Below are 13,429 nucleotides of genomic sequence, written 5' to 3'. Positions count from 1 at the left end.
TCGGCTGCAAAATCAAGATCAGTTTTGCGGTATTTGATACAACCTTATGTAATTGTTTTCAGAGTTAATAGAAGAGAGATATTTATTGTCAATCTTTCAAATCAGATGACTCTCACTCAAAGTACCTTGGCTATGTCTGATGAACAAACTCAGATATAATTCCTAACGAACGCACCTGATTCAGTCCACCTGAATGGATTATTTTAGACAAATTATTGGGAAAACTACTTATGCACCATCTCAAATTTGCTCCGAGTTGGTTGCGATTTTTAATTATTTTCTTATTGTCGATGGGTATATTGTTTCGCTTTTCTAATCTTGATGGCAAAGTTTATTGGCATGATGAAACTTATGCCTCATTGCGGATTTCTGGTTACACAATTAATGAAGTAAAACAGCAACTTTTTAATAATCGTGTCATTGGTGGAGAAAGTTTTGCCCAGTTTCAAGGTGCAAATCCAGAAAAAAGCTTAAATGACACAATTATGTCTTTGGCAAAACAAGATTCTCTGCATCCACCGTTGTATTACATAATAGCCAGATTGTGGATGGAAATCTTTGGTAATTCGGTGACGGCGATTAGAAGTTTATCAGCCTGCATTAGTTTGCTGGTTTTCCCTTGTGTTTATTGGCTATGCCGAGAATTATTTAATATACCATTATCGGTTCCTGGTGTTGCGATCGCACTCATGGCAATTTCTCCAATTCACCTCGTATACGCCCAAGAAGCACAAGAATATATTCTTTGGTTAGTCACCATTTTACTATCCAGTGCCTCTCTGCTGCGAGCCATACGGCTAGAAGATGAGCTAGCAAAAGAACGGCAAAAACCCGATTCATTCGCTATCTGGAGCATTTATACAGTAACTTTAGCCATCAGCCTTTATACATTTCTTTGGAGTGCATTTATAGCAGTTGCTCACGGAATTTATGTGATGATAACTGCCAAATTTCAGTTTACTGAAACTGTTAGAACTTATCTGCTAGCATCTCTGGTAGGTTTTTTAGCTTTCATGCCTTGGATAACAGTTGTAACTGGTGAATTTTTTCAATTTTTGATTTCAGCAGATAAAACAACAACGCAGTCAGATTTGACACCTATATTTCCATTTTTACTAATGCAGTTAAGCCGAATTTTTTTTGACGTAGACCTAAGCTCAGAAAATTCTTTAGGCAATTTAATTGCACTATTTTTTTTAACTTTGGTAGGATATTCAATTTATTTTATTTGTCTAACAACTAACTATAAAATCTGGTCTTTTATCATCACATTAATTGTAGTTCCAGCACTACCTTTAATACTGCCAGATTTAATTGCTGGGGGTATACGATCATCTACCGAACCATATTTAATCCCATCTTATTTAGGAATACAAGTAGCTGTTGCTTATCTACTAGCTACGCAATTATATAATGGCAGCGTGTCACGTCGAGGCATTTGGCACATAATCATGGCATTAGTGATTATTTGTGGTTTGATTTCTTTTAAGGTGAGTTTCCAGGCAGAAACTTGGTGGAATAAGGGTATGAATTATAGCAATCCACAAGTTACCCAAATCATAAATCAGAGTAATCGTCCACTTTTGATTAGTGATGCTTTGGGGAATAATTATGGTAATGTCTTTTCTTTAAGCTATCTTTTGGAACCAAAAGTGCGATTTCTGTTGGTGAACAATCAAAAAATTCCGAAAATTCCTGATGGGTTTACTGATGTGTTTTTACTTAATCCTTCAGACACTTGGGTTCAAACAATAGAAAAAAAGTATAAATTCAAGACAGATGTTGTTTATAGTGATAACTATTATTCGCTCTGTAAATTAGCTAAAACTCGTAATTTGCGCCGACGTAATATCTCACTTAATAATAAATTATCTACTAGTTTATAGTGTGCTATGGCGGTTCTCAGTTGAGTGGGGTATAAGAACCCTACCCCCAACCCACTAAGAGCAAACCAGGAGGGGACTATGATCTACTTCATCTGATTAGGAAAGGCGAAAGGCTATATATTAAAACCTCACCCCGATAAAGCTGTGCTTTATCTTCCCTCTTTGTGAGTTCAGAGAGTGTCTGGGGGTGAGGTTAAGAATTAGGAAACTTTATAAAATGTTGCATATTAGATGCCTCACTCAGATTGGCAGATAAAGAGTATAAAATTATAACTTTTGGTGACAGTAATTAAACCTCATACAGTTGTTTAGTTAGAGTAAATAATTGTGTACAGGTTATTGTGAGATTTAGTTATGCGGCATCTCCAACTTGCTCCAAATAGGTTGCAGTTTTTGATTGTTATTTTGTTAATATCAGGTATATTTTTTCGCTTTTTTAACATTGACGGCAAAGTGTACTGGCACGATGAAACTTTCACTTCATTGCGGATTTCTGGTTATACGGCAAATGAAGTCAGGCAGCAAATATTTAATGGTCGCATAATTAATAAGGAAAGTTTTGCCAAATTCCAAAGTCCCAATATGGAGAAAGGCTTAAGTGACACAATTATGTCTTTAGAAATAGAAGATCCACAGCATCCACCACTGTATTATATAATCGCTCGGTTTTGGGTGGAAATATTTGGCAATTCGGTGACGGTAATCAGGAGTTTATCTGCCTTTATCAGCTTGTTGATTTTTCCCAGTATTTATTGGCTATGTCGAGAATTATTTAAAGCATCGGTATGGGTATCTGAGGTTGCGATCGCACTCATGGCAATCTCCCCTATTCACCTAGTATACGCCCAAGAAGCACGAGAATATATTCTCTGGATAGTGACTATATTACTATGCAGCGCTTCATTGCTACGAGCATTACGGCTGGAATCGAAAGATCAAGCACCACGCATATTAACTTGGGCAATCTATGCAGTCACTTTGGGGCTTAGTCTCTATACATTTTTGTTGAGTGGATTTGTCGCAGTTGCTCATGGTATTTATGTAATTGCCACTGCGAAATTTAGGTTTACTAAGACAGTCAAAGCTTATCTATTAGCATCTCTAGCAGGGTTTTTAGCCTTCACACCTTGGATGTTGGTTGTAATAGATAACTTTTTGCAATTTGACAGTTCAACAGTCTGGACAAAGAGACAGTTACCCCTAGAGATTTTAATTAAATCTTGGCTTTTACAGTTGAGCCGAATTTTTCTTGATTTAAACTTTGGCTTTGAAAATCCGTTTAGCTATGTAATTACGCCAATTTTTTTAATTTTTATTGGATATTCTATTTATTTTCTTTGCCGAACAACTAACTATACAATTTGGTTGTTTATCGTAACGCTGATTATGATTCCCGCACTACCTTTAGTGTTACCAGATTTAATTTTTGGGGGTATACGCTCACTTTCCGAACGTTATTTATTGCTTTCTTATTTGGGCATTCAACTAGCTGTTACTTACTTACTGGCTATGCAGCTACATAACAAGAGTCTTGTACGCCGGAGAATCTGGCAAACAATCATGGGACTAGTGATTATTTGTGGGCTAGTTTCTTATGGAGCGAATTCTCAGGCTGAAACTTGGTGGAGTAAGGTTATTAGCTATGGTAATCCACAAGTTGCAAAAATTATCAATCAGGCTACTCATCCACTTTTGATTAGTGATGATTCTGGTATTAATTATGGTAATGTCTTTTCTCTCAGTTATCTTTTACAGCCAAAAGTGCAGTTTCAATTAGTAAAAGACCATTCTATCCCCAATATTCCTGATGAGTTCATTGATATATTTTTACTAAATCCTTCAGATACCTGGCGCAAGCAAATAGAAACAAATTACAAGTATAAAACATTTGTTATATATAGTGACAATCATTACTTGCTCTGGAAAGTAGAAAATCCGCGTCGCGACGTAATTTTTTGAAAAAATTAGGACTTACGCAAAACTACACGCTGTAGGTAGGGGCAATTCATATAGACTAATTCGCATCTCGTAGAGAAGCGGCTTACTGCATGGTATTGCCCCTACCTGAAAATCATTCTTTTCAACTATTATTTGTGTAAGTCCTGAAAATGTAACAAAAAATTTCCAATAATACTTTATATTAAAAAATATTTTCATGTGTTTTTTAATACATCAATTTGTTTACTAGATTCATCATTTTTTATCAGATATTCAAATATTTGCTTGATTAAAATCAGCTAAAAATAACAAAAATAAATATTAAACAAATTCTCATCTGAAATTAATTTAAGTAATGGTACGATGCTTTAAATTATCCTTTGTGATGAACTCAATGATTCATTAAAAGGTATTGTATGCAAATAACAGATTTTCTTAGTCTTTTACATCCAGCGATCGCAATTATATTCGTGTTTCCACTCATCGGTACAGTGGTTAATTTTGCTTGGCAGACACGCCAACGTAGATTGCAAATGTTAGCCGGAAGTAAAAGTAAAATTCCTCCAGTGGTGGGTGCAGAACATAAGCAGTTAGGTGAAAGGCTCACAAGTGCAGTTGTCGGATTAACTTTAATCGGATTAAGCTACCCTATTGGCAAAAATATTATCAAAAATCAATTGTGGAATAAAACACCTTTTCAAGTTATTTTTATCCTACTAATATTTGCTGCCACCATCGCCTCGTTAGTATTTCTTTATCGGGCAAAGCAGCGGGTGTGGCGGGCAGTTTTTGCAACTTTAACCGGTGCAGGTTTAGTAATTCTAGGCTGTCAAGATGGAGTCTATCGCCTCACCAAGGAGTGGTATTGGTCACATTATTATATTGGGATTACCGCAGCACTGCTGATGATTTTTTCATTAGCAATTGTTCAAGATATTTATCAAGATAAGTCCAATCGCTGGCGTATCGTCCATACGATTTTAAACTGCATTGCTTTGTTACTATTTATTGGACAAGGCATGACAGGAACGCGAGACTTATTAGAAATTCCCTTGAGTTGGCAAGAAACCTACATTTATCAGTGTGATTTTCCTAATAAAACTTGTCCAACGCCAAATTCCCAAGCACCAAAATAAGCTCTGGATAATGCATATTTCATTTCACCAGATGTCTATTAAAAGCTATATTTAGGCTGCTGGATGCATTGGGGTTTTGGATTGCGATATCTGCGGTAAGCTACGCTAACCCAACCACGTAGAGATAATCTAGCTCATAACACAAAAAAATAAGTGGATAATTGTAGCTGTTACACCACATATCCACTCCATACTTACTGTATTAGGGTGATTACAAAAGACCCCACGAGATGATTAAAACTTGGGAAAGTTCAAACCAATTAACGTGACTCAGTTCCTTGATTGGGGCTACCTGCTACAGAATCCTCTCCTGGTGCTTCTGGAGTAGCACTGGGTTTAGCATCACTCTTTTCAGCATCGCCAGTTTTGCGGATACCTTCTTCGATAGGGGTTTGGTAGCCACCAGAAGCGGTAGGCGTAGCTTCTTGATTATTGGATTTTTCTTTTTGTTCTTCAGCCATGACTACATTCCTAATCATTTATTCTTGTGATTATCTTAAAAAAATTAGGGGTGTGAGTGTATCTATCTAGAATATAGTTATGGCTGATTCTTCCCTCTATCGTAAGTATTGTTTAGTACTACTCATATATGCTGATAAAAATCCATAAATATAGAATTTGTTAACCCTTAGAACCCTTGCTGTCGTTAAGGGAGAACTTGGAATGGGTTTTATGTCCAAGATGCTTTTAAAATTGTGTTTATTGATAGTTGACAGGAAATAGCAAATAATCTGACTGGATCAGGACTTACGCAAAAATCACCAAAAAGCTTAAGTTATCGAACCGCCAACGCGCAGCGTCTCGTAGAGTAGAGAAGATTTCGTAGAGTGTGGGTAAGTCCTATGGATCTGAATGAATAATATGGTGTGATGATTGTGATACAAACTATCAAAGTGTAATTAATGAACCAGAGCAATCTATCGTTACCATCTGGATGTGTCCTTCGTAAGGCAACCTCTGCGGATCAGTGGTCGATTCGATTGCTGGTATTCTCAGCGAAACTCGACCCAACCCAATTAAATTGGCAGCAATTTTGGGTCATTGAATGCGATAAAAATCTTATAGCTTGCGGACAGCTACGTAATTTCTCAGAGGCGCAAGAACTTGGTAGTTTGGTCGTTGCATTAGCTTGGAGAGGTGGCGGTTTGGGTACTTTGCTAACGCAGCATTTGATTAATACAGCAACGCAACCACTTTATCTAGAATGCTTAGGTCAGCGACTGGTGCAGTTTTACAGTCGCTTTGACTTTGTGCCAATATCTTTTGAAGACTTACCACAATTTCCCAAGACAATAGGCTTGTCTACGCTCAAGAGGAAATTTAGATTCTCGCAGTTAGCTAAAAGGCTGCTCAAAGTTCCTGTGGTGTTTATGGAATATCAAGGTCAGACTAATTCGTAATTCGTAATACTCGCCGGAGGCGAGAAGCAAGCTACGTAATTCGTAATTTAAGATATGCAGAACAAGGCTTGAGTGTCCCCCATTCCCCATTTTCAAATTGGAGGTTTAGCAAAAATCGTTAGTAAGATAGGCCCTAGTAAATAATGGTGATTCAAACACAATAACCCAGCAGAGGAGCCAAGAAGTTGACGTTGATTAGGGCTGTAAAGTCTAATTCCACGGGGAGAGACTGGCAATAATTGAGGTTCTGTCTCTTTTTTGGAAGTAATGTCAACCAAATAAAAGCGTCCATTAGGAGAAAGTACCCGTGCTATTTCACTAACCACCTGTTTAGCTTCCAAATAGTGCAAAAAGCTGATAGTACTGAAAACGGCATCAAATTGACCATCAGCAAAGGGAAGAGACTCAGCTTTGCCCTCGATATAAATTAAGCGTGGACGGTGACGATTGCTCTGTCTTGCTACCCGCAACATGTTAGCAGATAAATCCAATCCGGTAGCTCGCAGGTCGGGAAACTGAGTAGCAAGGCGCTCAAGCAAGCGTCCAGTACCACAGCCGATATCAAGTACATTTGCTGGCTCTGGTAAATCGACGTACTCCAGCAAGCGTTTGTGAACGGCTCGATAAAACACTGAAGGAAAGAGCCAATCGTAACTTGATGCCCATAGGTCAAAAAGTAGCTTTTTGTTACTGAAAAAGTCATCAGTCATTAGTTTTCGCAGCTTTCTTAAAGCTTGATGCTTTTTTAGGGTAAGTTTAGCTGCGCCTCCAAGAATTTGGTTAACAACACAAGTTAATTTTAGCGGTTCTGAATTGGTTGTAATACCTGGCTTTTGTAGGATTCGGTGCGTTAGCTTACGGCGTAACACAACGCCAGTTGCTTCTCCCCCATGCACTGGCTCCCCGACAAAAATGCAGTTTAGCACAAAAGATATGTTTGCCTTGACAAATTATCGGGAACCGTAGCACTTGAATGTGTAGTTAATAGTGTGCCGAGAAACTCATTCTATCTTTAGAGGTATGAGTAAAAAAATGTAGAGGCATAGCACTACTACGTCTCTACAACGGTTCTGGATAAGGCATATTTAATTTCACCAGATGTCTTCTGTAGAAAACCAAAGAACGAGCAGTCAGTGCATAAAACTACAGAACTTAACTGTATATATCTATAAAGGTTCAAATACAAAAAACTCAATCTAGTTTGAAATTATCAAGATGAAAAATTATGGCAAGCATTATTCAAGTCGAGTTACATAATGATCTACTGCACCCAGTCCGCGAGTGCTTGGAAACGATCGAAATTCATAACTCCAAATTGGCTCATTTCCTGTGCAAAGCTATTCCTGCTCAGTGTCCCTTTGAGCGAGACATCACGCTGTTTGGTCGGAAGCTATTTCAAATTCCCCCGATGTGTAAATTAAATCCTCTATACGAGGAAGTGGTTGGTTTGCGTTTTAGAGCGCTCTGTTATCTTGCCGATGAATGCGGTGAAGATATCACAGCTTATTGCTAATAACCAGTTGGATTGTTATTTGATCGAGCAGCGATCGCTAATTGCAGATTTACGGTTGTTACATTACTCAGGTTTATACTAAGCTAACGTACACCTAATTTAGATGTTTGGCTATTAAGTAGCTGGCACCTCGAAGACAGTGTTTCTAGACCGTATTGTTGCTTACCGTATCCTGCTGAAATCATTAACATCATCATGACGCACATCTTACTGATTGAAGATGAGGTCAAACTGGCAAGATTTGTCGAATTGGAATTGAATTATGAAGGCTATCAAGTCAGTATTGCCTACGATGGATTAACTGCACTCACCGCAGCACGGGAGTTGCATCTGGATTTAGTGATTTTAGACTGGATGTTGCCAGGTTTGTCGGGGTTGGAAATTTGCAGTCGCCTGCGAAGTATAGCTGATAAAGTGCCGATCATCTTATTAACCGTCAAAGATGAAGTGAGCGATCGCATTGTAGGATTAGATGCTGGTGCTGATGATTACCTCGTTAAACCCTTCAGCGTTGATGAATTATTAGCCAGAGTTGGCGCTCACCTACAATGAAGCAACCAAGCAGAGGCCGCAGATGTTTTAGAATTTGAAGACCTAAGTTTAAATCGTCGCACGCGGAAAGTGTACCGAGATCAGCGGTTAATTGAGTTAACTGCAAAGGAATTTGATTTACAGAATATTTACTGGCCCATCCGCGACAGGTAATTAGCTGCGATCGCATTTTAGAGGATGTCTGGGGTTACGACTTCATGGGCGATACCAATATCATTGAAGCTTACATTCGCTACCTCCGGCTGAAACTTGAAGCCAATAATGAAAAATGTCTCATTCAGACTGTGATCGGTGTTGGCTAAACATTGCATGATTGAATTGGGTATTGGGGGGAGACAAGCGAAAGACTTTTCAATAATTCTTCCTTATTCCCCTAGTTGCAAGTCCCCAATCCCCAATCCCCAAAACCTTCAATCAGAAGACCTCTTGCATAAATCAAAAATAAGAAAGAACCCCACCCCGCCAAAGCTACGCTTTGTCTCCCCTCCCCGCTTGCGGAGAGGGGTTGGGGACTTTTGCAAGAGGTCTAGAGAAAGATTTGGGGTTTTTGGCAATCTCAGAAAAAACTCATCCAACTCAGAGTTAATTATACTAGGATGCACAAAGCTGTCATCATCCAAAATCGAAAACCCAAAATGGCATGAGCTATCTAGAAACAGCAGCGCCATTCTACCGCGAAGTTGCCCAAACCCCCCAAGTTGGACTTTGTTGTGTGCAAAGTACGCCCCTGCAACTACCAGGATTAAAAATTCCTTTGCCAATGCAGCAAATGAATTATGGTTGTGGTACCACTGTTCACCCCACCGAACTAGGAAACCAACCTACTGTACTGTATGTCGGCGTTGGTGGCGGCTTAGAAGCGTTGCAATTCGCTTATTTTTCCCGCTATGCAAGTGCTGTAATTGCCGTTGAACCGGTTGGGGCCATGCGGGAAGCTGCTGCACGTAATCTGAAAATTGCTGCTAAACTTGCTGCTATCAAGCCATTAGAAATAATTGTTACCAATTCAACCTGGCATTATAGCGGTGGTGGTTGCTGTTAATTTATTCAGAAAGAATTCAGGAGTCAGGAGTCAGAATTCAGAATGATTCTGTGCGACTGGGTAATGAATGCACAATTTAAATATTTCACTAATTACATTCTGACTTCTTCTTTATAAACCTCAAAATGTTGTTAATTAGTCTATTTTTAGCTACGCTTTTTTTAGCATATTCAAATGGTGCAAATGATAACTTTAAAGGTGTAGCAACGCTGTTTGGTAGCCGAACTAGCAGCTATCAAACAGCAATTTTGTGGGCAACTTTTACAACTTTTGCGGGTGCAGTAACTGCAACTTTTTTATCAAGAGCGTTAATTAAAAACTTCTCTGGAAAAGGACTATTACCTGATGCGATCGCTAATACCCCAGAGTTTCATCTCGCAGTCGCGATCGCTACTGGTTTGACTGTACTGATTGCCACCCTCATCGGGTTTCCCATTTCCACAACTCACAGTTTAACAGGTGCGCTGGTTGGGGCTGGATTAGTTGCGATCGGACTACAAGTTAATTTTGCCGCTTTGAGAACTTCCTTTATTTTGCCTTTATTACTCAGTCCAATCATTGCTATTCCTTTGGGAGCAGGAATTTATAGATTATCTGGCTATATTAATTCAAAATGGCATCTACCAGTCAACCAAAAAATGATTGATACTTGCCATTTTATCAGCGCTGGAATTGTCTGTTTTGCTAGAGGATTAAATGATACTCCTAAGATTGTTTCACTCATCCTAATTATTGAGTATTTCTCGATTCAGGGAGGAATGATCACGATAGCGATCGCAATGGCACTTGGCGGTTTACTCAACTCCCAAAAAGTTGCAATAACTATGAGTGAAAAGATTAGCTCAATGAATCAGATTCAAGGCTTATCAGCAAATATAGTAACTGGAGTTCTGGTCATTGCAGCTAGTCGCTTTGGGCTTCCAGTTTCTACCACTCACGTTTCAGTTGGTTCTATTTTTGGTGTAGGATTAATTAGCAAAAAATCTAATCCGCGTGTTTTTTATCAGATCCTACTATCGTGGATTTTAACTTTACCAATTGCTGCAATTATTAGTGGAATAACCTACAGATTATTGCAAGGTTAGAAAAATTGAATATAGTTGTGTAATTTTTAGGAGTAGTAACTAATGCAAACTCAAACAAAAACTCTACTAAATACAACACTCACAGCCTTCACAAGTTATCTAAATTGATATGTCTTTTATCGATGAAATTAATCCTGTCAATGCTTTGATTGTGGGAGCCAGCCAAGGTATTGGTTTGGGTTGTGTGAAAAAATTGCTACAAGATCACAGAATAGCTAAAATTTATGCAACTTCTCGTCAACCGGAATCGGCCTCAGAGTTAATAGCTCTTGTAGACAAATATCCGGAGCGATTAATTTGTTTGGAGATAGATATTACTGACGAGTTACAGATTATTGAAGCTGTTCAAAAAATACATACTCAAGTTGACAAACTGCATTTGGTAGTCAACTGTGTAGGACTGTTACATGAAGATACTTTGCAACCTGAAAAAAGCTTAAGACAGATCAATTCAGAAAATTTGCTGCGCTATTTTCAGATAAATAGTATTGGTGCTGTCTTACTGGCTAAACATTTATTGCCTCTGTTTCGTCATGGAGAACGCAGCGTGTTCGCCACTATTTCTGCTAAATTGGGCAGTATTGGCGATAACCAACTTGGTGGATGGTATGGCTATCGGGCTTCTAAAGCAGCACTCAATATGTTGATGCGAACTGCGGCAATTGAGTATAAAAGAAGTTGTCCGAAAGCATTAATAGTAACATTGCATCCTGGTACAACTGATACGCGCCTTTCTCGTCCTTTCCAGGGAAATGTACCTGCGGAAAAATTATTTTCAGTGGAACGTACTGTTACCCAATTATTGGCTGTGATCGAACAGCTTCAAGAAGGCGATAGTGGACAGTTTTTCTCATGGAATGGGAGCAGATTGCCTTGGTAACTGCGTTACGCTGGTGCTAATGAAAGTCACGTTACTTGTAACCAAAGCCTATGAAGTTTTTTGTGCCAGCAGCTAAGGATGATATTAAAGCAGAGCAGGTGTATAGTGCGATCGCTCAGGCTGTCAAAGCACCAATAACCGAAAAACGTATTTGGAAGTTACAGTGGCGTGACAACGAAATTGATATGGAATGCGAGGTAGGTAAACCCTTACCATCCTCTTACCAAACAGGGAAAGAGCTAGTTATGGCAATATTTAAGTGTGAAAATCTTTATAAGATTTGTACTCTTAGCCGTGGAGGAGTAAAGGGAGAACCTATTTTGGTTGGAAAAAACTCTCAATCCTCAGCAATATATTTTTCGGATAATACAAACAATTGACTCTGCATTTTAATAGGCGATCGCCTGTTTGATGGAAGTGGATGCGATCGCCTTAATAATATAGTAGATAAAATGCAACTAAACGATATAAAGTTCCGATACGAGTTAGTTACTGACTGACTGATTATCGGAGATGTGACTTAATGATTTTAGTATATTAGCGTTTCCTAATCATACAAGGTACGTCATAGCCCCCTCCTCGCAAGCGGGGAGGGGGTTGGGGGTGGGGTTCTTGTATCTCACTCAACTGAGAACCGCTATAATGAGTATTAGACTGCTAAGAACTAGGAAACTCTAACTCAGCACTTCCCCGTCTTAACTGCACCACCTCAGATGGTAGGTGTCGCTCCAACCAATCTTCTAAATCAGCCAGTACCTCGCGATAATTTAGGTCACTCTGAATCTCGTGATAGGCTCCGGGATACTCGATTCTCAGCTTATCTGTGCAGTTTACCCGTTGGTAAAAGATGTTGCTTCCTGCTGGCAAAGCTACTCGGTCTGCGCCACCGTGGAGAATCAATAATGGTAATTGCCAATCACCTGCATGAGCATTAATCCAATCAACTGTAGCAAAGAATTCTGTCGCTAGACGGGCAGCAGCACGGGTATGTCGCATTGTATCTTGGGCATAGGCGGCTAAAATTTTTTGATCTCGTGAACCAGCGCTAATGTCAATGCCTGTATTCAGGGTGAAACGCGGCCATACCCGTGAGAGCATTTTTCCTAAAAGTACCCGCATAGGTGAAACTCCAACTTTCCCCAAGGTTGGCGCGAGAGCGATCGCACCCTGCAATAATGATGCTTGTTGGGGATAGCGCAGGATGTAATCTAAGACAATCACCGCGCCTAAACTATGACCCAAGAGAAAAACTGGGCATCCAGGATTCTGGGTCTGAATTAACTCTAAAAAGGCTCCCAGGTCTTCGCGAAACTCACTCCAAGCGTTGATATAGCCTTGCTGACCCGGTGAGCGTCCATGACCACGCAAGTCTAAGGCGTAGACAGCATATTGCTTGGGTATCAAATGCTGAATTACATTACTGTAGCGATCGCTGTGCGCTCCGAGTCCATGCAAAATGGCTAATATTGCCCGGACTTTACCCTCTGGCTGCCAGCTTTGGTAATACAGTTCGAGTCCTCCAACACCTGGGAATGTGCCTTCCCTACGAGACGCGATGCTCACGCTATGGTCAATCATCTGGTTAATTTTTTACGTATTTTCCCAACAAGCTACTAAAAAGTCAATATCTATAATAATGTACAAGAATTCAAATTATGAAGATTGCATAGTCAGAGGACTGTTGTCGTGGTGAGAGATTATTGCCCTAAAAAGTTTGTAACTTTGAAATTTGATGTTCCCTCCCAACAGTGGTTCAAAAATGCGTTTACCTGACCATCTGCTGAATCAGCCGATTCCCTAGATGCATTAAATTGCACTGCTGTCACAATGTACTCAAAGATAATTACAAACTGCTTTTGGGGTGAAAGTCTTTCCACTACAATTGTTTCACCTATCTTAGGGATTTGAGATAAATTTACCACAAACGTCTCAATTTTTGGTTTATCTAATGGATTTTTGAAATTGAAGTATTTACAGTAAACAATAATTTTCACTTA

12 protein-coding genes and 2 pseudogenes are annotated in these 13,429 nt (G+C 39.3%); 10 read left to right on the top strand and 4 right to left on the bottom strand.

Annotated features, from left to right (window positions below; translation table 11 throughout):
* Positions 1 to 230: 230 nt before the first annotated feature.
* The 3 genes from V7K62_RS29085 (at position 231) to V7K62_RS29075 (ending at position 4,960) form a co-directional block, all read left to right on the top strand.
* The gene (locus V7K62_RS29085) at positions 231 to 1,886 is read left to right on the top strand and encodes a glycosyltransferase family 39 protein (protein WP_334870330.1); all 1,656 of its coding nucleotides are present in this window, start codon (positions 231 to 233) and stop codon (positions 1,884 to 1,886) included.
* Positions 1,887 to 2,240: 354 nt separating this feature from the next.
* Complete coding sequence (locus tag V7K62_RS29080; protein WP_334870328.1) at positions 2,241 to 3,845, top strand: glycosyltransferase family 39 protein; 1,605 nt, start codon at positions 2,241 to 2,243, stop codon at positions 3,843 to 3,845.
* Between the two features lie 395 nt (positions 3,846 to 4,240).
* A complete protein-coding gene (locus V7K62_RS29075) occupies positions 4,241 to 4,960 on the top strand; it encodes a DUF4079 domain-containing protein (protein ID WP_334870326.1) in 720 nt (239 codons plus the stop codon).
* Between the two features lie 260 nt (positions 4,961 to 5,220).
* Here V7K62_RS29075 and V7K62_RS29070 read toward each other — a convergent pair whose 3' ends face one another.
* Positions 5,221 to 5,421, bottom strand: coding sequence for a hypothetical protein (locus V7K62_RS29070; protein WP_334870324.1), 201 nt, complete (start codon positions 5,419 to 5,421; stop codon positions 5,221 to 5,223).
* Between the two features lie 441 nt (positions 5,422 to 5,862).
* Here V7K62_RS29070 and V7K62_RS29065 point away from each other — a divergent pair, with 441 nt between their 5' ends.
* Positions 5,863 to 6,360, top strand: coding sequence for a GNAT family N-acetyltransferase (locus V7K62_RS29065; protein WP_334870322.1), 498 nt, complete (start codon positions 5,863 to 5,865; stop codon positions 6,358 to 6,360).
* Positions 6,361 to 6,452: 92 nt separating this feature from the next.
* Here V7K62_RS29065 and V7K62_RS29060 read toward each other — a convergent pair whose 3' ends face one another.
* A complete protein-coding gene (locus tag V7K62_RS29060) occupies positions 6,453 to 7,070 on the bottom strand; it encodes a class I SAM-dependent methyltransferase (RefSeq protein WP_334870366.1) in 618 nt (205 codons plus the stop codon).
* 515 nt (positions 7,071 to 7,585) lie between these two features.
* Here V7K62_RS29060 and V7K62_RS29055 point away from each other — a divergent pair.
* From V7K62_RS29055 to V7K62_RS29030, 6 genes and pseudogenes are all read left to right on the top strand, one after another.
* Positions 7,586 to 7,873: a Mo-dependent nitrogenase C-terminal domain-containing protein gene (locus V7K62_RS29055; RefSeq protein WP_334870321.1), complete on the top strand. Its 288-nt coding sequence runs from the start codon at positions 7,586 to 7,588 to the stop codon at positions 7,871 to 7,873.
* A 195-nt stretch (positions 7,874 to 8,068) separates the two neighbouring features.
* Positions 8,069 to 8,727, top strand: a pseudogene (locus tag V7K62_RS29050) (response regulator transcription factor).
* A gap of 338 nt (positions 8,728 to 9,065) precedes the next feature.
* Positions 9,066 to 9,392: pseudogene (locus V7K62_RS29045) on the top strand (arsenosugar biosynthesis arsenite methyltransferase ArsM); the annotation flags it as partial.
* A gap of 200 nt (positions 9,393 to 9,592) precedes the next feature.
* Complete coding sequence (locus V7K62_RS29040; RefSeq protein WP_334870319.1) at positions 9,593 to 10,552, top strand: inorganic phosphate transporter; 960 nt, start codon at positions 9,593 to 9,595, stop codon at positions 10,550 to 10,552.
* Positions 10,553 to 10,661: 109 nt separating this feature from the next.
* Positions 10,662 to 11,432, top strand: a complete 771-nt coding sequence (locus tag V7K62_RS29035; RefSeq protein WP_334870317.1) for an SDR family NAD(P)-dependent oxidoreductase — start codon at positions 10,662 to 10,664, stop codon at positions 11,430 to 11,432.
* Positions 11,433 to 11,494: 62 nt separating this feature from the next.
* Complete coding sequence (locus tag V7K62_RS29030; RefSeq protein WP_334870315.1) at positions 11,495 to 11,812, top strand: hypothetical protein; 318 nt, start codon at positions 11,495 to 11,497, stop codon at positions 11,810 to 11,812.
* Positions 11,813 to 12,089: 277 nt separating this feature from the next.
* On the opposite strand, the gene V7K62_RS29025 is transcribed toward V7K62_RS29030, so the two are convergent.
* Together V7K62_RS29025 and V7K62_RS29020 are read right to left on the bottom strand one after the other, a co-directional pair.
* Positions 12,090 to 13,010: an alpha/beta hydrolase gene (locus V7K62_RS29025; protein WP_334870314.1), complete on the bottom strand. Its 921-nt coding sequence runs from the start codon at positions 13,008 to 13,010 to the stop codon at positions 12,090 to 12,092.
* A gap of 119 nt (positions 13,011 to 13,129) precedes the next feature.
* On the bottom strand, positions 13,130 to 13,426 hold the full coding sequence (locus tag V7K62_RS29020; RefSeq protein WP_334870313.1) for a hypothetical protein: 297 nt from the start codon (positions 13,424 to 13,426) through the stop codon (positions 13,130 to 13,132).
* Positions 13,427 to 13,429: the final 3 nt, after the last annotated feature.

It is taken from the genome of Nostoc sp. (assembly GCF_036917935.1).
In the GTDB taxonomy this organism is placed as follows: domain Bacteria; phylum Cyanobacteriota; class Cyanobacteriia; order Cyanobacteriales; family Nostocaceae; genus Nostoc.
This window is presented reverse-complemented; position numbering and strand designations above follow the sequence as displayed.

Bases quoted from the DNA above. Each gene is read 5' to 3' on its own strand.
- V7K62_RS29080 (WP_334870328.1), top strand. From the start codon at position 2,241: ATGCGGCATCTCCAACTTGCTCCAAATAGGTTGCAGTTTTTGATTGTT.
- V7K62_RS29070 (WP_334870324.1), bottom strand. From the start codon at position 5,421: ATGGCTGAAGAACAAAAAGAAAAATCCAATAATCAAGAAGCTACGCCT.
- V7K62_RS29025 (WP_334870314.1), bottom strand. From the start codon at position 13,010: ATGATTGACCATAGCGTGAGCATCGCGTCTCGTAGGGAAGGCACATTC.
- V7K62_RS29085 (WP_334870330.1), top strand. From the start codon at position 231: ATGCACCATCTCAAATTTGCTCCGAGTTGGTTGCGATTTTTAATTATT.
- V7K62_RS29060 (WP_334870366.1), bottom strand. From the start codon at position 7,070: ATGACTGATGACTTTTTCAGTAACAAAAAGCTACTTTTTGACCTATGG.
- V7K62_RS29040 (WP_334870319.1), top strand. From the start codon at position 9,593: ATGTTGTTAATTAGTCTATTTTTAGCTACGCTTTTTTTAGCATATTCA.
- V7K62_RS29075 (WP_334870326.1), top strand. From the start codon at position 4,241: ATGCAAATAACAGATTTTCTTAGTCTTTTACATCCAGCGATCGCAATT.
- V7K62_RS29055 (WP_334870321.1), top strand. From the start codon at position 7,586: ATGGCAAGCATTATTCAAGTCGAGTTACATAATGATCTACTGCACCCA.
- V7K62_RS29035 (WP_334870317.1), top strand. From the start codon at position 10,662: ATGTCTTTTATCGATGAAATTAATCCTGTCAATGCTTTGATTGTGGGA.
- V7K62_RS29065 (WP_334870322.1), top strand. From the start codon at position 5,863: ATGAACCAGAGCAATCTATCGTTACCATCTGGATGTGTCCTTCGTAAG.